This window comes from Microbacterium sp. M (genome assembly GCF_045181065.1).
GTDB lineage: Bacteria > Actinomycetota > Actinomycetes > Actinomycetales > Microbacteriaceae > Microbacterium.
In genome coordinates this window covers 3,833,395-3,852,937 of record NZ_CP173721.1, presented here as the reverse complement: position 1 = coordinate 3,852,937, position 19,543 = coordinate 3,833,395, and the positions used below count along the sequence as shown (strand labels likewise).

Below are 19,543 nucleotides of genomic sequence, written 5' to 3'. Positions count from 1 at the left end.
GTCAAGGTGATAATGCGCATTATTTGCGTGCCGTGCGTGCTCGAAGGCATCCGCATAATGCGGATTACACGCGACGGGTCACGGCCGCTCGCCGTAGCCCCAGCGCAGCACCAGCATTCCTGGGCCGAACCGGCGGCGCACCTGCAGCACGCTGGAGCCGCCGGCGATCGTGACGGGAGTGGTCGTGATGCCGTCAGGCGTCTCCTCGACCTCATCGATCCAGTCCGGCAGCGCGTCGGGGTGGAAGCGGGTCCACAGTACGACGTCGCGGGCCTGGCGGGCGACGCCGTGCCCCGTCTCCCGGACGGGCGGATACCCCGGCGGCACGTCGAGCGCCCACTCGATCATCGTCATCTGGGCGCTGTCGACCGGCTGGTCCAGTTCGAGCGAGAAGCCGTGCACCTCGCCGGAGGGGTGCGAATGGCGGGCCGTGATCCGCCCACCGCCCACGGCTCGGAAGAGCGGCGCCGGCGTACGGATGCCTGGGGTGATGTCGACGTACGGCACATGCGTGAGCAGGCCGGACATCGACTGGAGCAGCGTCCTCGTCGTGCGCGAGATGACGTTGCCGTCCACGTCGACATCGGTGACCGAGTGCGTGCTCACATCGCGAGCCAGATCGAACTGCGGGGCGCCGAGCGCCCGGAAGACCTCGGTGACGGCATCCTCGAGCACACCCTCGTGGAGAGGGAAGGCGGGCGGACCGACCGGGCCCACGCGCTGCGACGGGCCGACCAGGCTCGAAAGGGCTCCAGTGTCGAGTCGCAGCAGCTCTTCGATGTCGGTGATCGCGGCCAGCGACTGCGCGCCTTCGGGGCGGCGGGCCCCGGAGCGCCAGTAGCTGAGCGTGGCCATCGAGACCGCATTGCCGTTCTCGCGCAGTCGCTTGTTGAGCCAGGCCAGTGTCACGCCGCGCGCGAGGACGGCATCGCGCAGCGCTTCGGCGAAGCCGTTCTCAACCGTGCGATGCAGGTCATCCTCTGCCATCACAGACCTCCCCCAGGTATGTGAACGGTGTTCTCGTAGATTCGAGCATACGACCAGGTTCTTTCGTCGAGGGGCTCTAGACGAAAGTCCAGGTCGATGGGTCGATCCGTCTGCGAGCAGGAGCCCGATCGCAGATGGAGCAGGCCGGCGCAGAGAAGCCCCCGAACTGCGTACGCGTGGAGTCCGACGGTCGCCTGGGGACGGCCGTCGGACTCCGACGTCGTCCCGGCGACCGCCCCGCCAGCGGCCCGCCTCCGCGCCGGTAGACTGGGACGGACCACCATCAGGACCGAGGATCAGTCATGTCTGCCCCCGCCCGCACCTTCACGGTGCGACACATCCAGCTGCTGCGCGCGGCGTTCGCGGCGATCGCGGCACTGATGGTGACGTTCACCTCCGACCACTCCGCCGCGGTGGGCCTGGCCGTGTTCAGCGGCTTCGCGATCGTGACCGGATTCGTCCTCGTGCTCGGAGCCTGGCTGGTCGCCGAACCAGGGAAGCGCTGGCCGTACGTCCTGCTCGCCGTGATCGACGGGCTGGCGGGCATGGTCGCCGGCATTCCGCTGCTGCGCACCGAGGACATGTTCTTCATCATCGTGATCTCGTGGGCGCTGCTGTCCGGAGTCGTCGAGATCATCGTCGGCCTTCGCGGGCGCCGTGAAGCCGACCCGCTGGCGCGTGACCAGCTGCTCATCGGCGGGCTCGGCATCCTGCTCGCCGTCGCTCTGCTGCTCATCCCGGCCGGATTCTCGTCCGACTACACGGTCGACGAGGCTGGTACCTTCCAGCTGACCGGCATCATCCTCGGCGTCGGGATGCTGGGCGGCTACGCCGCCCTGGTCGCGGTGTTCCTCGGCATCGCCGGGTTCACCCCGTCACGCGATCCCCAGACTCCCGCCGCTGACGCGGCCCCGCTCTCCGGAGGTGCGGCATGACCGACGACAAGCCCACCCGCCGCGAACTGCTGCGCCCGCTGCACCTGCTCGGCATCGCCGCGGCCGCCGGGATCTTCGCAGCGGCCGTGACCCTGGTCTCGACCGGCGCCTTCACGTCCCGCGTCAACCTCGCGATCGCGAACGGCACCTACGAAGGGCTGAGCCCTGTGGCGCTCGGTCTCGTCGTCGGGGGCGGCGCCTTCATCGTGACGCTGCTCGGGATCGCAATGCTGATGCTCGCCGTCGACCCGGCCCAGTACAAGGACGAAGAGGTCGATCGGCCGGTCCTGTACGACGACGAGCCGGATGCCGGGGACGAAGCGCCCGACAAGGCCTGAGCGCGGAACAGCCCGGATCGGCTCAGTTCGGTCACTCTTCGTGTGGGATGCCGCGTGCGCTGACGACCGCAGTCGTGACCGACGGTCCGTTGGGCGGGTTCACGGATGCTGAGGTCGCCCGAAACGTGACCGCACCGCGTTTCGGGTGCGCGTCCGGATGCTCAGCGGATCTGACCGCCGGGAGGTGACGCGAATAGTCGCGTCCCGGGCGTTGAGGCGGCGATTTGCGACCCCTCGCGAGGGGCGGAGTGCGCTGACCGCGCGGGAGGTGGCGCGAATAGTCGCGTCGCCCGCCGTGACGCGACCACACGTGTCACCTGCCCGCCGGGATCCCGTGCCGGACGACTACTTCGCGAGCTGCTCCGCGATGCCCGTGTACGTCGCCGGCGTCAATGCGAGCAGGCGCTGCTTCGCGGCATCCCCGATCTCCAGGCCCTCGACGAAGGCCGCCAGGTCCGCAGCCCCCACGCGATTGCCGCGGGTGAGCTCCTTGAGCAGCGCGTACGGATCCTTGATCGTGGAACGACCGGCGACGACCTCGGCGCGGATGACGGTCTGGATCGCCTCCGCGAGCACCTCCCAGTTGCTGTCGAGGTCGTGCAGCAGCACGTCGCGGCGCAGCGAGATGGCGTTGAGGCCGCGGCGCAGGTTGTCCAGCGCGAGCAGCGAGTGCCCGAACGCGACGCCGATGTTGCGCTGCGTCGTCGAATCGGTGAGGTCGCGCTGCAGGCGCGAGGTGACCAGCGTCTGTCCGAGCGTCGCCAGCAGCCCTCCGGAGATCTCGAGGTTGGCCTCCGCGTTCTCGAACCGGATCGGGTTGATCTTGTGCGGCATCGTCGACGAGCCGGTGGCTCCGGCGACCGGGATCTGCGCGAAGTAGCCCAGCGAGATGTAGGTCCAGACGTCGGTGGCGAGGTTGTGCAGGATGCCACCGGCGTGACGCACGCGGTCGTACAGCTCGACCTGCCAGTCGTGCGACTCGATCTGGGTGGTGAGGATGTTGAAGTCGATGCCGAGCGACTCGATGAACGCGCGCGAGATCTCGGGCCAGTCCGCATCAGGTTCGGCGGAGATGTGCGCCGACCAGGTGCCGGTCGCGCCGGAGAACTTCGCCAGGAATTCGGATGCCGCGATCTGGCCGCGCACCCGCTCCAGGCGCCACGCGAACACCGCGAGCTCCTTGCCCATGGTGGACGGCGTCGCCGGCTGACCGTGCGTGCGGGACAGCATCGGGGCGTCCGCGTGCTCGACGGCGAGCTCGCGCAGCTTCGCGATCACGCCGTCCAGCGCCGGCAGCCACACGCCGAGCACGGCGCGCTTGACGGTGAGCGCGTAGGAGGCGGAGTTGATGTCCTCGCTCGTGCACGCGAAGTGCGTGAGCTCGGCGATGGCGTCGAGTCCGAGCGTCGACAGGCGGTCGCGCACCAGGTACTCGATCGCCTTGACGTCGTGCTGGGTGACGGCTTCCTTCTCGGCCAGCCAGTCGATCTCCGCCTGGCCGAAGTCACGGTACAGGGCGCGCAGGCGCTCCTTGTCGGCATCCGACAGCGGCGAGGTCTCGAACAGCGAGCGGTCGGTGAGGGCGATCAGCCACTCGACCTCGACCTCGACGCGGGCGCGGTTCAGGCCCGCCTCGGAGAGGAAGTCGCCGAGACCGGCGACGGCGGCGGCGTAGCGTCCGTCGAGAGGGCTGAGCGGCTGGGCGGGGAGCGGGGCGTGCGAAGTCAGGGGAGTCCTCCTGATCAGGGCCCCTCGAGTGCGGGGCGTCGTGCGGGCTGGCGCAGGGCCGGCTCGAGCTGGCGGAACAGGCCCCGGGTCGACGTCTCAATCATACCGAGCACGGCATCGAACATATCCGGGCCCGCATAGTAGGGATCGGGGACGTCCGTGACCTCCGCTGCCGGATCGAACGAGAGAAGCAAGGTGACCTTGCCCTCTTCGTCCTCGTCGTGCGCCCACTCGCGCAGGTTGCGCTCGTGCGTGCGATCGAGGGCGACGACGAGGTCGTTCTCCCGGAAGGATGCCGCGGTGAACTGCTTCGCGCGGTGCCGCGAACCGTCGTAGCCGCGGCGCTCGAGGGCGGCGAGCGTGCGGTGGTCGGCGCGTTCGCCGAGGTGCCAGTCTCCGGTTCCGGCGCTGGTCGACAGGATCCGAGACCCGAGCCCCTGCCGATCGGCGAGGTCGCGGAACACCACTTCGGCCATCGGGGAGCGGCAGATGTTGCCAGTGCACACGAAGATGACGCGGAATGGTTCCGGGTCGGTCATGGATTCCATTCTGCCGCCGCGCGACTGCTCCTGCACAGATCGGATTTCTCGGCGATTTGTCCCCGTATGCCGTGGACGGCGCGAATCCGTCCCACGGGACGGGGGCGACCGGCGGCAATCTGGGCGTCATGTACTCCACCGAGATCGCAGGCGACTGGGCCCCCGACCAGATCTGGGGCTGGTATGCCGCACGCCGCTTCGTCAACGATGCCATCGAGGCCCTCGAGCAGGCCGGCGTCGCGCTCGCTCCGCTCGTCGCGGACACCGACTGGCAGGCGAAGGGCGTGCGCAAGCTGCACGAGACCATCGAGAGCATGAGTGTCGAGGGTGCGGCGGGCGAATCGTCGCTGCGCATGCGGCTGTGGGAACTGGAGGCGGCGAGGTGAGCGACGACGACGACCTGCAGATCACCTACGGCGGCGCGATCGCCGTCGACACCGAGACGCTGCGCGACGTCGCGTTCCGACTCGGCCCGATCGGCGTCCGCATCGGCGAGGCCGCGGATGCCGTCCACACCGCCCATCGGTACATCACCGGCACCGCGGGCCTCACGAACGAGGTGAACTCCGTCGAGCTCTGGGCCGTCGGCGATCGCCTCGCGGCCATGCGCGTCCGGATCGACGAAGTCGTCACCGGCACGCTGCTCATGGCCGACGCGTACGAACTCGTCGAGCTGCGCACCGAGTACGAGGCTCTCCTGCTGACGGACGAGGCGGCCGCCGAGGCGCTCCTCCCGGACATCATGGATCTCGAGGCCTCCGACGAGCGCCTCGGACCCATGGCGGACAACCTGGCGAAGCTGTGGGAGGACGGGCGGTACGAGGGCCTGGACAGCCAGTTCGACATCGCGACGACGGTGACGGGCATGAACTTCGGGGCGATCACATCGATCGCCGCGATGCTCGGGAGCTCGACCGTGTTCGGCACCCTCTCTGCGAAGGCGAAGCTGGACGGTCGGCCGGACCCGGTGAAGGTCGCCCCCGTGTTCACGACGCTCCCGGCCGCGGCCCCGGCGTCGATCGCGGACGGGATGCGGCGGTTCCCCACCGCGGAGGATGCCCAGGTGAAGGTCGAGAAGTACACCTTCGAAGACGGCGGCTCGCGCTACGTCGCATACATCAAGGGCACGCAATCCGGACTCTACGGTGCGGGGGAGCCTTGGGACACGAAGTCGAACGCCGAGCTGTACACCGGCCAGGTCTCAGCCTCGTACCAGGCGACGATCGACGCGCTTCATCAGGCGGGCGCCCAGCAGGGCGACGTCGTCGACGTGTTCGCGCACTCGCAGGGGGCCATGGTGGCGTCCTACCTCGCGACGGGTGATGAGTTCGACGTGCAGATGGTGGTGACGGCCGGCAGCCCGGTGCAGCCGACGCTGCGGGACGACCAGCTGCTCATCCAGCTGCGCCACACCGACGACGTCGTGAACGCGCTCGCCGGCGGCGGCTCGCAGGGCGGCACAGGATCCGCGGACAGTGTCGTCATCCAGCGCGAGGGCGACCCGGAGATGAGCCTCCGAGATCTGATCCTCGAGCCGCACATGGTGGACACCTACGTCGAGACCGCCGAGCTCGCCGACGCGTCAGGGGACCCGCGCCTCGATGCCTGTCGCGACCGGCTCAGAGAACTGGCCGCAGCCACCACCATCGAGTCGACCGAATACGTCGCCGATCGCACGGGGTGGGCCGAATGATCCCTCAGGCGCGGCTGCGCTTCTTCTGCGGACGCAAGATGAATCCGAAGATCGCATTGATGATCGAGATCACGATGGCCGCGACGATCACCCACCAGAAGTTGCCGACCGAGACGCCCCACCCGAACCCGGTCGTGATCCAGGCGGTCAGCCAGAGCAGGAAGCCGTTGATCACGAAGCCGATGAGCCCGAAGGTCAGGATGTACAGCGGGAACGCGATGATCTTCACGATCGTGCCGACGATCGTGTTCACGACGGCGAACAGGGCGCCCACCAGCAGCAGGGTGAGCACCATCTGCAGGTCTCCGCCCGGCGGGAACGGCGTCACCGTGATGTCCAGGGCAGGGATCAGCGCCGCCACCCAGAATGCGAAGGCGTTGATGACGACCTTGACGACGAAGCGCATGATCCGACCAGTCTTGCATGCGAAACCGAGGACCCGCCACGGTTCCGCCCGGTAAACTGACACGGACCTGCCCGCCTGAGCCCTGAGGCCGACGAGCCATTGAGGAGCCGCCTATGCTGACGCTCCTCGCGGTCTTCCTCTTCTCGTCCCTCGTCCTTCCCGCACTCGTGCGGTGGCTCGGTGCACAGGCCTTCGCGATCGCCGCGCTCGTTCCGGCGGCGGCGTTCGTCCACGCGCTCGTCCTCACCCCGCAGGTGCTCGACCCCGACACGACGCCGTTCGAGTCGATCGCGTGGATCCCTCAGCTCGGCCTGAACCTGTCGATGCGCATGGATGCGCTCGGCTGGGTCATGACGCTCATCGTCACCGGTGTCGGGGCGCTCGTGCTGCTGTACTGCCGGTGGTACTTCCACGACAGCGCCGCCGGACTCGGCCAGTTCGCCGCCGTCCTGCTCGGTTTCGCCGGTGCCATGTACGGCCTGGTGCTGACCGACGATCTCGTCATGCTCGTGATGTTCTGGGAGCTCACCAGCATCCTGTCGTACCTGCTCATCGGCCACTACCGCGGTCGTGCGGCCAGCCGTCGTGCCGCTCTGCAGGCGCTGCTGGTGACGACCCTCGGCGGGCTCGTCATGTTCGTCGGGGTCGTGCTGCTGGTGGTGGATGCCGGAACGTCCAGCATCTCGGCCATGCTCGCCGCGCCTCCCACCGGGCCGATGGTGAACGCCGCGATCGTGATGCTGCTCATCGGTGCGCTGAGCAAGTCGGCGATCTTCCCGTTCCACTTCTGGCTCCCTGGCGCCATGGCGGCGCCCACTCCCGTCAGCGCATATCTGCACGCCGCGGCCATGGTGAAGGCCGGCATCTACCTCATCGCGCGCTTCGCGCCGATCTTCGCGCTCAGTGAGCCGTGGCGCCCGATCGTCATCTCGCTCGGCGTCTTCACGATGCTGCTCGGCGGCTTCCAGGCGCTGCGCGAGACCGACCTCAAGCGCATCCTCGCGTTCGGCACGGTCAGCCAGCTCGGCTTCCTCAGTGTCGTCATCGGTTACGGCACTCAGGCCGCGGCCCTCGCCGGGCTCGCCCTCGTCATCGCGCACGCGCTGTTCAAGTCGGCGCTGTTCCTCATCGTCGGCGTGATCGACCGGCAGCTCTCCACTCGAGACATCACCGAGCTCTCCGGTGTCGGCCGGCAGGCGCCGGTGATGGCCACTGCCGCGTTCATCTCGATCGCGTCGATGGTCGGCGTCGTGCCGACCATCGGCTTCGTCGCGAAGGAATCCGCCCTCACCGCCCTGCTCGACGACGCGCTCGCCGGATCCGCCTGGGGCATCGTGGCGATCATCGGAGTCTCGCTCGGGGCCGTACTCACGGCGGCCTACGGCATCCGATTCCTGTGGGGAGCCTTCTGGACCAAGCGCGACGCGCAGGGCGATCGGATGCCGGACACACCGTGGCCCGACCCCCCGGTGGGGTTCCTGTCGGCGCCCATCATCCTCGCCGGCACCACTCTCGCGGTCGGCATCGGCGCCCCTGCGGTCGATATCGCCCTGCACGGATATGCGATCACCGCCTCTGAGGGTCTCGGCGGCGAGGGCCCTGGTCATCTCGCGCTCTGGCACGGGTTCGAACCCGCACTCGCCATCTCGGTCCTGTCGATCCTCCTGGGATCCGGCGTCTTCCTGTTGTCCAGGAGCACGGGGTGGGATCGCAAGCCGCGGATCCTTCCGTTCACGGCATCCGACGCGTACTACCTCGTCACCCGCAGCGTCGACCGGCTGTCCGTCTTCACCACCTCGCTCACGCAACGCGGTTCGCTGCCCGTCTATGTCGGCACGATCTTCATCGTCCTCGTCGTGGCCGAGATCACGGCGCTGCTCGCCGCCGACGTCGACCAGCTCAATCTGTCGGCCTGGCACACTCCGACCCAGGTCGTCGTCGCGCCGATCATGGCGGCCGCGGGCATCGTCGCGGTCCGGGCGCGCAAGCGCTACACCGGCGTCGTGCTGGTGTCGGTGACGGGCCTGGGCATGGTCGTGCTGTTCGCGACCAGCGGGGCGCCCGATCTCGCACTCACGCAGATCCTCGTCGAGACCGTGACCATGGTCACGTTCGCGCTCGTGCTCCGGCGTCTGCCGGCGCGGATGGGCGAGCACAACGCATCGGTCGGACGCGTCCCCCGCGCGATCCTCGGCATCGCGGTCGGCGTCACCATGGCGCTCATCGCGATCGTGGCGACGCAATCGCGGGTGGCCGACCCGATCTCGATCATCTTCCCCGACCTCGCGTACGACCTCGGCCACGGCAAGAACGTCGTCAACGTCGCCCTCGTGGACCTCCGCGGCTGGGACACCATGGGCGAGCTCTCCGTGCTCGTGCTCGCCGCCACGGGCGTCGCCTCGCTCGTGTTCGTCACGCACCGCGCCGACCTGCTGGCCGCCACGCGCACGCTGCCGAGGTCGACGCGCCGCAAGGCCCGCCTCAACCCGCTCGTGGAGACCACGGACGGCGTGCGGTTCCAGACCGCCGAGAACCGCAGCGCGCCACGCGCATGGCTCATCGGCGGGCAGAAGATGAAGCCGGAGAACCGGTCGATCCTGCTCGAGGTGATCGTCCGCATCCTGTTCCACACGATCATCGTCGTGTCGATCTATCTGCTGTTCGCCGGGCACAACAGCCCAGGGGGCGGATTCGCCGGCGGTCTCGTCGCCGGCATGGCTCTCGTCATGCGCTACATCGCCGGCGGACGCTGGGAGCTGGGCGCCGCCGCGCCGACGGATGCCGGTCGCCTGCTGGGTGCCGGACTCATCGTCGCGGTCGGCACGGCGGTCATTCCGCTGTTCTTCGGGCTGTCGCCGTTGACGAGCTCGTTCTGGGAGTGGGAGATCCCGCTCATCGGCCATGTCGAGTTCGTCACGTCGACGATCTTCGACATCGGCGTGTACCTCGTCGTCATCGGACTGGTGCTCGATGTGCTGCGCAGCCTCGGCGCCGAGGTCGACAAGCAGGCGCTCGACATGCGCGCGCGGGGGGTGAACGTCTGATGGACGTCTCGCTGACCCTGATCCTCGTCATGGCGGTGCTGTTCGCGTGCGGCGTCTACGCGATGCTCGAGCGCAGCCTGACCCGCGTGCTCATCGGCTTCCTGCTGCTGGGCAACGCGACGAACCTGCTGCTGCTGATCGTCATGGGCGTTCCGGGCAACGCGCCGTTCTACGGCGAGACCGACGTGAGCGATCCGCTGCCGCAGGCGCTCACCCTCACCGCGATCGTGATCACCTTCGCCGTGTCGGCGTTCCTGCTCGCTCTGATCTACCGCTCCTGGCAGCTGGGTCAGGCCGACACACTCGAGGACGACGAGGCCGACCTCGCTCTGCGCGAGCGCACGGATGCCGACGAGGACGTCCTCGACGACGAGGGCGACGTCGAGGACGAGGAGGCGACGACGGACTTCGTCGGCCTGCAGACCGCGCCCATCACGGTCCTGCACGCGCGCGACCATCCGTCGATCCACGACGACGCACCCGTGGACTCCCCGTACGGGGCCCGCAGGCCCGATGACGACGAGGAGGACCGCCCATGAGCGCCCTCGTCCCTCTCCTCGTCGCCCTGCCTCTGCTCGGCGCCGCCGTCACGCTCGTGTTCGGGCGCAGTCCGCGACTGCAGATCTTCGTCACGGCGGCGACCCTCGCCGCGGTGGCCGTGATCGCCGCCATCCTCCTCGTCGTGGTCGACGGCGGCGAGCCGCTCGCCGTCTCGGTCGGCGGATGGCCGGTGCCGTTCGGCATCATCCTCTACGTCGATCGGCTCGCGGCGCTTCTCGTGCTGGTGTCGAGCATCGTCCTGGTCGCCGTGCTGCTCTTCTCGATCGGCCAGGGCGCAGCGGACGGCACCGACGAGACTCCGATCTCGATCTTCAACCCGTCGTATCTGATCCTCGCCGCCGGCATCTTCAACGCGTTCATCGCCGGTGACCTGTTCAACCTGTACGTCGGGTTCGAGATACTCCTGGTCGCTTCCTACGTGCTGATCACGCTCGGCAGCACCGAGTCCCGCATCCGCACCGGCGCCGTCTACATCGTCGTGTCGCTGGTGTCGTCGATCCTGTTCCTCGCAGCGATCGCCATGATCTACGGCGCCCTCGGCACGGTGAACATGGCGCAGATCGCCGAGCGGATGACCGAACTCCCGCAGGAGACGCAGCTCGTGCTGCATCTGCTCCTCGTCGTCGCGTTCGGGATCAAGGCGGCGGTCTTCCCCGTCTCGTTCTGGCTGCCCGACTCGTACCCGACCGCGCCGGCGCCGGTGACGGCGGTGTTCGCCGGCCTGCTGACCAAGGTCGGCGTCTACGCGCTGATCCGCACCGAGACGCAGCTGTTCGCCGAGAACAGTATCGACACGCTCCTGCTGATCGTGGCGTTCGCGACCATGATCGTCGGGGTGCTCGGCGCCGTGGCGCAGGCGGAACTGAAGAGGATCCTGTCGTTCACGCTGGTGAGCCACGTCGGCTACATGATCTTCGGCCTCGCGATCGTGTCACCGGCAGCCGTGGGCGCCACGGTCTACTACATCGTCCACCACATCGTCGTGCAGACCACGCTGTTCCTCGCGGTGGGGCTCATCGAGCGAAGAGCGGGCAGCACCAGCATCCTGCGGGTGAAGGGCCTCATGAAGGCGGCACCCGTCCTGGCCGTGCTGTACTTCGTACCGGCGATCAACCTCGGCGGCCTGCCCCCGTTCTCGGGCTTCATCGGCAAGTTCGCGCTGTTCGAGGCCGCAGCGTCCGTGGGCACGCCGATCATGATGGTGCTCATCTTCGGCGGCATCATCACCTCCCTGTTGACGCTGTACGCGCTGATGCGCGCCTGGAACCTCGCGTTCTGGCGCGAGGAGGAGGACTCCAGCGAGACCGAAGGGCGCATCTCGTACCTCGGCAACGCCCCGGCCGCCGACGAGCAGCAGGAGCGCCGGCGCATCCCGAAGATCATGACGATCGCGACCGGCGGCATGGTGGCGGTCACCGTCGCACTGACCGTGTTCGCCGGGCCACTGTACGCGCTGTGCGACCGCATCGGCGACGCGCTGCTGCAGCCGGTGAGCCTCGTGCAGCTGGAAGAGGAGGTGGCCCCGTGACGCCCGACACGCGCCGCGGCCTGTTCCAGGCGGTCATGCTCCAGCTGCCGTTCCTCGCGTGGCTGGTCGTGCTCTGGATGCTGCTGTGGGCGCAGTTCACCGTGCTCTCGTTCGTCACGGGACTCGTCGTCGCCATCTTCGTCACGCGCGTGTTCCGCCTGCCGACGGTCGAGCTCAGCGGACGGATCAACCTCTGGTACGCGGCGCTGTTCCTCGCGCAGTTCCTGTTCGCCGTTCTCCGCGGCGCGCTCAGCGTGACCGTCCAGGTGTTCGACTTCCGTCACCAGCCGGGCGCGGCGATCATGGCGGTTCCGTTGAGGTACGCGGACGACCTCGTGATGACGCACGTCGCGGTGACGTCGTCCCTCATCCCCGGCTCGCTCATCGTCGAGGCGGATCGTGATCGCCGCATCCTCTACCTGCACGTGATCGGCGTGCGCAGCGCCGCCGACGTCGACCAGCAGCGCGAGCAGGTGCTGCGCTGGGAGCGGCGCATCGTGCGCGCGCTGGGAAGCCCGGCGCAGTACCGTGCACTCAAGGACGACGAGCGAGCGCTCGCCGCGCACGACGGACGGGCGGGAGGTCTGCGATGAACATCCTGCTGATGGCGATCATGGTGGTCTTCGGCGTCGCCGCGATCCTGACGGTCATCCGGATCGTCCGAGGGCCGTCGATCCTCGACAGGGCCGTGGCCTCCGACGTGCTGCTCACCGAGGTGATGTGCGTGCTCGGCGCCGAGATGGCGATCAACGGGCACACCCGCAGCATCCCGGTGCTGCTCATCATCGCCGCGGTCGGAGTGTTCGGCTCCATCTCGGTCGCGCGGTACGTGGCGAGAAGGGACAACACGACCCCATGAACGTCTTCGGTCTCGAGATCCCCGACGTCGTCGTCGACTGGGCCGTGCTCATCCTGATCCTGGGCGGCGCGCTGCTGTGCCTGTCTGCGGCGGTCGGGCTGCTGCACTTCCGCGACGTGCCTTCACGGCTGCACGCGGCGACGAAGCCGCAGGTGCTCGGGCTGCTGCTGATCTGCATCGCGATCGCGCTGTCGCAGCGGTCGATCGGCGGAATCCTCATCGGTGCCGCGCTGGTGGCCCCGGTGGTGCTGATGCAGTTCGCCACCGCCCCGCTCTCGGCGCACATGGTCGGACGGCAGGCGTATCGCAACGGGACGACCGACCAGCGCCACCTCGTCGTCGACGAGCTGGCGGATTCCAAGCAGACCCCGCCCGGCGCGGGCTGAGCAGAGGAGACCGGATGTCAGCGCCCGCAGGGTGGTACGACGCGGGGACGCCGGGTCATCAGCGGTGGTGGGACGGATTCCAGTGGACGGCGAACGAGCGCGCGGTCCCGGCGGTCGCCCTGCCGATGGGCTGGTACACCGTGCCAGGCACGTCGGACCTGCGGTGGTGGGACGGCGCGATCTGGACGCCCTACCGCGTCAGGGACGGCAGGCCGAAGCCGGATGCCTTCGCGATCGAGCCGGCGGCGACCGGCATCGTGCTCGGCATCGTGTTCCTCGTACTCGCTGCGATGCAGTTGTTCACCCGAATGATGTCCGGCAACGACGCCTTTGCGCTGACGACCATCCTCATGGCCGCAGCCGGAGCGGTCTGGCTCATCGGCGGCATCACCACGAAGGGCCTGCGCCGATTGCCCGCCCCGCACGGCGCGCCCTTCGCGGACGTCGCCGTGCGCCCGCTGCCCGGCGATGCCGAGGGGCCGGGCGCCGGATGGTATCCGGTCACGGGGCAGGCCGGGCGCTGGTGGACGGGCACGCGCTGGAGCTGGTACGTCGGCATGAAGATCGGCGTGCGGCCAGGGCATTTCGGCCCGCGCGGCTATCTCATCTCGATGATCGCTGGGTGGATCATCGCCGCGATCGCGGTTCTCGCGCTCGTCGTCGGTGCGCTCGGCATCGGCCTGGCCTCCGCAGGAGAAGAGGTCCTCGGCGGGGTTCTCGCGTTCCTCGGCATCCCGTTCGGCTTGATCTTCGCGGGACTGGCGGTCTTCGTCCTGCTGCTCACGCGCTCCCGGCGGTACGCGATGGTGCTTCCGGAGGTGCCGCCGCCGGTGCGCTGACGCGCGGTTCACACTGCCGCTCGGGGCCGGAACACAGCGTGTCAGACGTCGAAGCGCACGGGGGAGAACCGCGCCAGGTTCCGCTCGGCCGCTGCCGCCATGTCGTCTCGGCCGGCATCAGAGGCTGCGCTCACGAGTGCCGTAGACGCGCCCTGCAGGATTCTCGCCACGACCTCGCCCGCTTCATCGCGTTTCAACCCGAGACGTACCCCCTCGCGGGCGAGTGCCTCGGCCGTGACATTCTCGAACGATCGCTCTTCGCCCACCCACATCGATGGTCGCAGCTTCCGGGACGATGCGTCCGCGTCGTAGTACAGCGCAGCCGAGACGAGATCGTAGAGCGGCGCCATGCTCACCCGGTTCTGCTCGAGAAGCAGGCTGTAGTTCTTCGCGTGCGCGTCGGTGCCCAGGGTGGCGATGTTGAAGACGAAGCCCTCGAAGAAGGCGCGGGCGACATCGTGCTGGTCGCGGGCGGCGACGCGTCCGCGGATCAGCTCCGCAACCTTCCCCACGCCGGGTCCGCCGTCTGCCTGGTACTTCTTCGAGGGCGGTACGGAAAGCGCCTGCGTCAGGTCTTCCTGATGCCGCCGGCGGATGGATCCGGTTTCGTCGAACCAGCGATCGTAGCGTTCGACGACAAGAGCCGACAGGGTGCCGTCGGGCGCATGCCATGAACCGGTGTTCGCGACATCGAGGCCCAGACGGCGAGCGGCCTCGAGCGTGATCGCCTCGGCCACGTCCATGTCGGGCACTGGCTGATCGGGGCTGGCCGGTTTGAGGATATGGGTGGTGGCCGTGTGCCGGTCGGGGACGAGCCATCTCCCGTCGGGGAGTCGCGTGAGCGCGATCTTGGCCTGCGCGCCGGGAAGAGAGAAGCGGAAGTCCACATTGCGCGACGTCCGGCCATCGCGGTACACGTCGATCGCGGTTCTGAGGCGCTCGGCGATGTCCTCGTCATCGATCTCCTCGCCGGTCGGGGCGCCGTGCGCCGCGTCATCGGGATGGGCATCGGGGGCGATCAGTTGCAGTGCGCCGGGAACTTCGCGGCCGACACCGGCCAGTAGCCCGAAGATCGATCTCGGGCTGGTCTGGTACTCGTTGGCGATGGCCTCGAGCGCACCCGGATTGTCGGGCAGGAGGCCTTCGAGATAGGGGCGGGCGGCCCGTTGCTTGTGTGCCGTGAGCGTGCGCGGCATCGAGAGCGAGAGGGGAGTCCGCATCGTGGCCTGCTCGCCGTAATGGAAGGTGATGGCCCCGCCTGACGATTGCTGAAACTGTCCCACGTGCATGCCATCGAGGTACGCATCGAGTTCAGGCATCCGTCGCTCTCCTCTGCACGACGACGTCGAGGTCGAGCGCCTCGCACGCCGCGAGGTAGAGCTGGAAATCGAACCTGCTCTTGCCGTTCTCGACTTCGTTGAGCCACTCGCGCGAGACGCCGGCCCGACGGGCGACCGCGGCCTGCGACAGACCCTGCTCCGTGCGGCGGGCGCGCAGCGCGGCCCCCGCCTCGGCCATGGACTGCACTGTCGTCACGATGCGACTCCCGTCAATGTGGGCGATCAACCACATTTTCAAATGTAAGCGATCGTCCACATTTGCACAAGTGGACGTTCGGCCACAGAGGAACATCGCACGATGACGTTCACACGCGCGCGGCGAAGTCCTGGATCAGCCGGGCGGCGGGTTCCGCGTCGCTGATGAGGGTTTCGTGGCCGTGATCGCGGATCACAGCGAGCTCGGCGCTCGGAATGCACTCGAGGATCTCCTGGCACCAGCTCATCGGAGCCAGCGGATCGCTTTCGCCGCGAAGCACGAGTGCCGGACACCGGATGCGTCGGTACGCGTCCTCCGGCTCGTGCACGATCATCGCGCGCATCTTGCGGATCAGATGGGGCCCGCCGCGCAGGTACTCCCTGGCGCCGCGCCAGAGCACGGTCGGGGATTCTCCGAGGAGGTCCCACAGCAGGTACCCCGCCTGCGCGGTGATCGTCCGGGCGGCACTGTTCACCGAAGGGCCCGCGAGGACGACGCCGGCGACGAGGTCCGGATGCCGTGCCGCCAGCTCGGCGGCGATCTGGCTGCCCATCGAGTGACCGATCACGACGGCATCCGTGATGCCGGCGGAGCGCAGGTAGGAGGCCACGAGATCCGCGTGCCTGGCCATCGTCAAGGTGCGCTCCGGCTCCGGCGCCTCCCCGAAACCGGGAAGATCGACGGCGAACACCCGTCCGTGCAGCCGCCGGGTCAGATCGAGGTAGACGCTGCGGCCCATCCCGATGCCGTGCAGCAGGACGAACGGGCGACCCTCACCGAACGCTTCGACGATCAGCGTCGCGCCTGCGTGATCGAACTCATCGACGGTGGCGGGGACGCACTCCGGGGCGAGCAGACGGGTCGGCATACGAGGACGATATCCGACGGGCGGTGTCCGCCGGTCGTGTGAGACTGGTGTGTGATCTCGCAGGACCCTTCCGCCCCCACCAGCACGAAGCCGAGCCTCAGCGCACGCATCGCCCGTTCGCTCGACGACCCGGTGCTGCGGGCGCTCGTCGCATCGACGGCCGTGTCACGGATCGGCCGCGGCGTATTCCTGTCGGTCACGGTGCTGTACTTCACGCTGATCATCGGCCTGTCGGCCGGTGAGGCGGCCGTCGTGCTCGCCGTCTCCAGCGCGTTCGGCGTCCTCGCGTCCTTCCTCGGCGGCTGGCTCGCGGACCGCTGGAGCGCCCGTCGGCTCACGTTCGCCTTCGAGGCGCTCGGCGCGGTGCTGCTGGCGACGTACGCGTTCGCGGATACGTTCGTGGCGGCGCTGGTGATCGCCACGCTCGCCGGATTCTTCGACACGATCGGCCATTCGTCGCGGTCGGCCATCATCGCCCGCGGGTTCGCCCCTGACAAGCGCGTCCATGCGCGTGCGGTGCTGCGCACCGTCACGAATCTGTCGATCGCGTTCGGGTCCGGGATCGCCGCGATCGCACTGGCGCTCGGAACCCCCGAGGCGTATCGGGCCGTCATCGTGGGGGCCGGTGTCATCGGCATCCTGGGCACTCTGCCGCTCCTGCGCCTGCCGGCTTCGGTCGACGCGCCGACGCGCACCGTCGAGCCGGTGCGGACCGAGACGGGGTCGATCGACACGCGGAACACCGCGGATGCCGCGCGCGTGGCGCGCCTCGATTGGCGCCGCCGCTCCCCGTGGCGCGACCGCCGGTACCTGCTGCTCACCCTGCTGTCCGCGATCTTCGGCATGCAGTTCGGCGTCGCCGAGCTCGGCGTGCCGCTGTGGATCACAGAGCGCACCACCGCCCCTGAAGTCGTGGTCGCCGCGATCCTGATCCTCAACACCACTCTTGTGGTGCTGTTCCAGGTGCGGGCCTCCCGGGGAACGCACGATGTGCGCGTCGCCGGACGCGTCACGATGATCGCCGGCTGGCTGATGGCGGCGGCCTGCATCGTGTACGCGCTCGCGGCCGGCCTGCCGACCTGGTCGGCCATCGTCATCCTGCTCGCCGCCGCGGTGCTGCACACCTTCGCCGAGATCCTGTCGCAGGCCGGCGCATGGGGGCTCAGCTTCGAACTGGCCGACCCGGTTCGCGCGGGTGCGTACCAGGGGGTGTTCGGCATGGGATTCTCGGTCGGCGCGCTCGCCGCACCGATCGTCGTCAACGCCACCGCGATCACGTACGGGTTCGTCGGGTGGGTCGTGCTCGGCGTGGTCTTCCTCGGGTCGGCGGCGGGGATCCGATGGATCGCGCGGAAGGCTGCCGCGGCCCTGGAACGGGAAAAGCACGGTCACGCGAACGGCGGCACCGCGATGGCGGAACCCGCCTGAAGCGTGACCGGAGGGCGGTCGTGATCGCCGCCATCGGCCGGGTCGGCACGCGCATCTGCGAGATACGGCATACGTTTACCGAGAGGATCGGAGCACTCTCATGACGCACACCACTCTCGACGGCGGGACCACCGAAACCGTCTTCGCCGAAGCGCGCTCGGCCGAGCTGTGGCGCGCGCCGATCCGGAACCGGTGGGTCGCCGAGCGCGCCCGGCTCTTCCTCGACCGTGCACTCGCCGAGGCCGGCACTCCGATTCCCTGGTGGGGGTTCTCCGACTACGTGCGCTTCGACGTGACCGGTGACCGCCAGGCGTTCGAGGACATTTACTTCGATCGGCGTCGACGCCTGTTCGCCGCCGCGATCGGTGCGCTGCTCAGCGACGAGGTCCCGATCTCGGCGACCGAGGACGTCCTCTGGGCGATCTGCGACGAGTACGCCTGGGCCCTGCCGGCGCACATCTTCGAGCTGTCCTCGCCGGCTCCGGAGGTTCTGCAGGACGAGAGCATCGACCTCTTCGCCGCCGAGACCGCCTTCGCGCTCGCCGAGATCTGCACGCTCCTGGGTGACCGCCTCCACCCGCTCGTCATCGCGCGGGTCCGTCGTGAGATCGAGCGCCGCGTGCTCACGCCGTTCCGCGAGCGGACGTGGCCCTGGGAGAGCGTCGAGACGAACTGGTCGTCCGTCTGCGCCGCGAGCGTCGGCATCGCCGCGATGCACCTCGAGACCGACGGACTCGAAGGGATTCTCGATCGGTGCACGGCCTCGATGGATGCCCTGCTCTCCGGATACGGAGATGACGGCATCTGCGTCGAGGGTCTGAACTACTGGAACTACGGCTTCGGGCACTTCGTCTACTACGCCCAGGCTCTGCGGCAGCGCACCGGCATCGACCTCTGGAACGGCCCGCAGCAGGAGAAGATCGCGGCGATCGCCCGCTATCCGCGCGGCGTCTCGCTGGGCGGACGCGCGGTCGCCGCCTTCTCCGATGCCGAGCCGTACGGCATGGTCGCCCCCGCGCTGGCTGGTCTGGTCGAGTCCAGGGATCCTGAAGCCGCGGTTTCACGCGAGTTCTGGTCGCCCGGCGGCTGGGACCACAACTGGGGCCCCGTGATCCGGCAGTTCGTCTGGGCGCGCGACGCCGACGACCACGTTCCGGATGCCGCGGCATCCGCCACTTGGTTCCCGGACGCCGAGTGGCTGGTCGTCCGAGCCGAAGCGGGCGGGAACGAGGTGGGTTTCGCGGCCAAGGCCGGACACAACGACGAGCCGCACAACCACAACGACCTCGGATCGTTCGTGTTCGCGGTCAACGGAGAACCCCTGCTGAGCGAACTCGGCATGGGGTTCTACGACGCGGCGTATTTTCAGCCTGAGACGCGGTACGACAACATCTCGGCCGGGTCGCAGGGGCACAGCGTGCCGATCATCGGCGGCACGCACCAGCGCGACGGGCGGGATGCCGAAGCGGTCGTCATCGAGGCGGCGCCGTCGGACGGGCGCCTGGTGCTCGACCTCACGTCGGCGTACGAGCCGACCGCGCTCCGGAGCGTGCGTCGCGCGCTGACATTCACGGATGGGACACTCACCGTCGCGGATGAGTTCGAGCTGGCGGATGCCGTCGAGATCGTCGATCGGCTCGTGTCGCTGTTCCCGATCTCGCTCGAGGGCGATGCCGCCGTGATCCGCGGTGAGCACGGAGCTCTGCGGGTCACGTGGTCCGACGAGTGGGAGCCGCGGCTCAGCGAGGCGGAGTTCCGCACCCACGACGGCGACACCGCGACCGCGCACTTCCTGGACCTCGCGCGCACGGCCGCGGACGCGCGGTGCACGATCACGGCGACCCCCCTCGTTCGTTGAGCGAGGACGG

20 protein-coding genes are annotated in these 19,543 nt (G+C 68.8%); 13 read left to right on the top strand and 7 right to left on the bottom strand.

Going from position 1 to position 19,543, the window contains the following annotated elements:
- Nucleotides 1-78 precede the first annotated feature (78 nt).
- Nucleotides 79-987: a hypothetical protein gene (locus ACI7YT_RS18740; protein WP_406247762.1), complete on the bottom strand. Its 909-nt coding sequence runs from the start codon at nt 985-987 to the stop codon at nt 79-81.
- Between the two features lie 302 nt (nt 988-1,289).
- Here ACI7YT_RS18740 and ACI7YT_RS18735 point away from each other — a divergent pair, with 302 nt between their 5' ends.
- Together ACI7YT_RS18735 and ACI7YT_RS18730 are read left to right on the top strand one after the other, a co-directional pair.
- Nucleotides 1,290-1,922, top strand: coding sequence for an acyl-CoA synthetase (locus ACI7YT_RS18735; protein ID WP_406247761.1), 633 nt, complete (start codon nt 1,290-1,292; stop codon nt 1,920-1,922).
- Nucleotides 1,919-2,260: a hypothetical protein gene (locus ACI7YT_RS18730; protein WP_406247760.1), complete on the top strand. Its 342-nt coding sequence runs from the start codon at nt 1,919-1,921 to the stop codon at nt 2,258-2,260. The genes ACI7YT_RS18735 and ACI7YT_RS18730 overlap by 4 nt, the downstream gene beginning before the upstream one ends.
- Nucleotides 2,261-2,605: 345 nt before the next feature.
- On the opposite strand, the gene purB is transcribed toward ACI7YT_RS18730, so the two are convergent.
- Both purB and ACI7YT_RS18720 read right to left on the bottom strand, forming a co-directional pair.
- Nucleotides 2,606-4,003, bottom strand: a complete 1,398-nt coding sequence (gene purB, locus ACI7YT_RS18725) for an adenylosuccinate lyase (RefSeq protein WP_406250626.1) — start codon at nt 4,001-4,003, stop codon at nt 2,606-2,608.
- A complete protein-coding gene (locus tag ACI7YT_RS18720; RefSeq protein ID WP_406247759.1) occupies nt 4,003-4,527 on the bottom strand; it encodes a low molecular weight protein-tyrosine-phosphatase in 525 nt (174 codons plus the stop codon). Before ACI7YT_RS18720 ends, purB begins: the two co-directional genes overlap by 1 nt.
- 56 nt (nt 4,528-4,583) lie before the next feature.
- Here ACI7YT_RS18720 and ACI7YT_RS18715 point away from each other — a divergent pair, with 56 nt between their 5' ends.
- Together ACI7YT_RS18715 and ACI7YT_RS18710 are read left to right on the top strand one after the other, a co-directional pair.
- Nucleotides 4,584-4,913, top strand: a complete 330-nt coding sequence (locus ACI7YT_RS18715; protein ID WP_406247757.1) for a hypothetical protein — start codon at nt 4,584-4,586, stop codon at nt 4,911-4,913.
- Nucleotides 4,910-6,220 (top strand): hypothetical protein, encoded by a 1,311-nt coding sequence (locus ACI7YT_RS18710; RefSeq protein WP_406247755.1) that lies wholly within the window; start codon nt 4,910-4,912, stop codon nt 6,218-6,220. The genes ACI7YT_RS18715 and ACI7YT_RS18710 overlap by 4 nt, the downstream gene beginning before the upstream one ends.
- Before the next feature lie 4 nt (nt 6,221-6,224).
- Here the strand turns inward: ACI7YT_RS18710 and ACI7YT_RS18705 are convergent, their stop codons facing one another.
- Entirely contained in the window at nt 6,225-6,626 is a 402-nt protein-coding gene (locus ACI7YT_RS18705; RefSeq protein ID WP_406247753.1) for a phage holin family protein, read from the bottom strand.
- 113 nt (nt 6,627-6,739) lie between these two features.
- Between ACI7YT_RS18705 and ACI7YT_RS18700 the strand changes: the two genes are divergently transcribed.
- Genes ACI7YT_RS18700 through ACI7YT_RS18670 form a run of 7 tightly spaced genes read left to right on the top strand, consistent with a single transcriptional unit; the run spans nt 6,740 to nt 13,843 of the window.
- Nucleotides 6,740-9,670 carry a Na+/H+ antiporter subunit A gene (locus ACI7YT_RS18700; RefSeq protein WP_406247751.1) on the top strand — a complete coding sequence of 977 codons (2,931 nt, stop codon included), beginning with the start codon at nt 6,740-6,742 and terminating at the stop codon, nt 9,668-9,670.
- Nucleotides 9,670-10,209: a Na(+)/H(+) antiporter subunit C gene (locus tag ACI7YT_RS18695; RefSeq protein ID WP_406247750.1), complete on the top strand. Its 540-nt coding sequence runs from the start codon at nt 9,670-9,672 to the stop codon at nt 10,207-10,209. The genes ACI7YT_RS18700 and ACI7YT_RS18695 overlap by 1 nt, the downstream gene beginning before the upstream one ends.
- Nucleotides 10,206-11,759 carry a Na+/H+ antiporter subunit D gene (locus tag ACI7YT_RS18690; RefSeq protein ID WP_406247748.1) on the top strand — a complete coding sequence of 518 codons (1,554 nt, stop codon included), beginning with the start codon at nt 10,206-10,208 and terminating at the stop codon, nt 11,757-11,759. Before ACI7YT_RS18695 ends, ACI7YT_RS18690 begins: the two co-directional genes overlap by 4 nt.
- The gene (locus ACI7YT_RS18685; protein WP_406247747.1) at nt 11,756-12,352 is read left to right on the top strand and encodes a Na+/H+ antiporter subunit E; all 597 of its coding nucleotides are present in this window, start codon (nt 11,756-11,758) and stop codon (nt 12,350-12,352) included. The genes ACI7YT_RS18690 and ACI7YT_RS18685 overlap by 4 nt, the downstream gene beginning before the upstream one ends.
- Nucleotides 12,349-12,618: a monovalent cation/H+ antiporter complex subunit F gene (locus ACI7YT_RS18680; RefSeq protein ID WP_406247745.1), complete on the top strand. Its 270-nt coding sequence runs from the start codon at nt 12,349-12,351 to the stop codon at nt 12,616-12,618. Before ACI7YT_RS18685 ends, ACI7YT_RS18680 begins: the two co-directional genes overlap by 4 nt.
- Nucleotides 12,615-13,004: a monovalent cation/H(+) antiporter subunit G gene (gene mnhG / locus ACI7YT_RS18675; protein ID WP_406247743.1), complete on the top strand. Its 390-nt coding sequence runs from the start codon at nt 12,615-12,617 to the stop codon at nt 13,002-13,004. Before ACI7YT_RS18680 ends, mnhG begins: the two co-directional genes overlap by 4 nt.
- Nucleotides 13,005-13,018: 14 nt before the next feature.
- Nucleotides 13,019-13,843, top strand: coding sequence for a DUF2510 domain-containing protein (locus ACI7YT_RS18670; RefSeq protein WP_406247741.1), 825 nt, complete (start codon nt 13,019-13,021; stop codon nt 13,841-13,843).
- 41 nt (nt 13,844-13,884) lie between these two features.
- On the opposite strand, the gene ACI7YT_RS18665 is transcribed toward ACI7YT_RS18670, so the two are convergent.
- The 3 genes from ACI7YT_RS18665 to ACI7YT_RS18655 all read right to left on the bottom strand — a co-directional run bounded on the left by ACI7YT_RS18665 (nt 13,885) and on the right by ACI7YT_RS18655 (nt 16,247).
- On the bottom strand, nt 13,885-15,162 hold the full coding sequence (locus ACI7YT_RS18665; RefSeq protein ID WP_406247740.1) for a HipA domain-containing protein: 1,278 nt from the start codon (nt 15,160-15,162) through the stop codon (nt 13,885-13,887).
- The gene (locus tag ACI7YT_RS18660; RefSeq protein WP_406247739.1) at nt 15,155-15,379 is read right to left on the bottom strand and encodes a helix-turn-helix transcriptional regulator; all 225 of its coding nucleotides are present in this window, start codon (nt 15,377-15,379) and stop codon (nt 15,155-15,157) included. The genes ACI7YT_RS18665 and ACI7YT_RS18660 overlap by 8 nt, the downstream gene beginning before the upstream one ends.
- A 109-nt stretch (nt 15,380-15,488) precedes the next feature.
- Nucleotides 15,489-16,247 (bottom strand): alpha/beta fold hydrolase, encoded by a 759-nt coding sequence (locus ACI7YT_RS18655; protein ID WP_406247738.1) that lies wholly within the window; start codon nt 16,245-16,247, stop codon nt 15,489-15,491.
- A gap of 51 nt (nt 16,248-16,298) precedes the next feature.
- Between ACI7YT_RS18655 and ACI7YT_RS18650 the strand changes: the two genes are divergently transcribed.
- Nucleotides 16,299-17,675, top strand: coding sequence for an MFS transporter (locus ACI7YT_RS18650; RefSeq protein WP_406247736.1), 1,377 nt, complete (start codon nt 16,299-16,301; stop codon nt 17,673-17,675).
- 100 nt (nt 17,676-17,775) lie between these two features.
- On the top strand, nt 17,776-19,533 hold the full coding sequence (locus tag ACI7YT_RS18645; RefSeq protein ID WP_406247734.1) for a heparinase II/III family protein: 1,758 nt from the start codon (nt 17,776-17,778) through the stop codon (nt 19,531-19,533).
- Nucleotides 19,534-19,543 lie beyond the last annotated feature (10 nt).

Excerpts from the sequence above, each read along its gene's own strand:
- ACI7YT_RS18740 (WP_406247762.1), bottom strand. The coding sequence starts at position 987 with ATGGCAGAGGATGACCTGCATCGCACGGTTGAGAACGGCTTCGCCGAA.
- ACI7YT_RS18735 (WP_406247761.1), top strand. The coding sequence starts at position 1,290 with ATGTCTGCCCCCGCCCGCACCTTCACGGTGCGACACATCCAGCTGCTG.
- ACI7YT_RS18730 (WP_406247760.1), top strand. The coding sequence starts at position 1,919 with ATGACCGACGACAAGCCCACCCGCCGCGAACTGCTGCGCCCGCTGCAC.
- ACI7YT_RS18720 (WP_406247759.1), bottom strand. The coding sequence starts at position 4,527 with ATGACCGACCCGGAACCATTCCGCGTCATCTTCGTGTGCACTGGCAAC.
- ACI7YT_RS18705 (WP_406247753.1), bottom strand. The coding sequence starts at position 6,626 with ATGCGCTTCGTCGTCAAGGTCGTCATCAACGCCTTCGCATTCTGGGTG.
- ACI7YT_RS18700 (WP_406247751.1), top strand. The coding sequence starts at position 6,740 with ATGCTGACGCTCCTCGCGGTCTTCCTCTTCTCGTCCCTCGTCCTTCCC.
- ACI7YT_RS18695 (WP_406247750.1), top strand. The coding sequence starts at position 9,670 with ATGGACGTCTCGCTGACCCTGATCCTCGTCATGGCGGTGCTGTTCGCG.
- ACI7YT_RS18690 (WP_406247748.1), top strand. The coding sequence starts at position 10,206 with ATGAGCGCCCTCGTCCCTCTCCTCGTCGCCCTGCCTCTGCTCGGCGCC.
- ACI7YT_RS18680 (WP_406247745.1), top strand. The coding sequence starts at position 12,349 with ATGAACATCCTGCTGATGGCGATCATGGTGGTCTTCGGCGTCGCCGCG.
- mnhG (WP_406247743.1), top strand. The coding sequence starts at position 12,615 with ATGAACGTCTTCGGTCTCGAGATCCCCGACGTCGTCGTCGACTGGGCC.
- ACI7YT_RS18670 (WP_406247741.1), top strand. The coding sequence starts at position 13,019 with ATGTCAGCGCCCGCAGGGTGGTACGACGCGGGGACGCCGGGTCATCAG.
- ACI7YT_RS18665 (WP_406247740.1), bottom strand. The coding sequence starts at position 15,162 with ATGCCTGAACTCGATGCGTACCTCGATGGCATGCACGTGGGACAGTTT.
- ACI7YT_RS18655 (WP_406247738.1), bottom strand. The coding sequence starts at position 16,247 with ATGCCGACCCGTCTGCTCGCCCCGGAGTGCGTCCCCGCCACCGTCGAT.
- ACI7YT_RS18645 (WP_406247734.1), top strand. The coding sequence starts at position 17,776 with ATGACGCACACCACTCTCGACGGCGGGACCACCGAAACCGTCTTCGCC.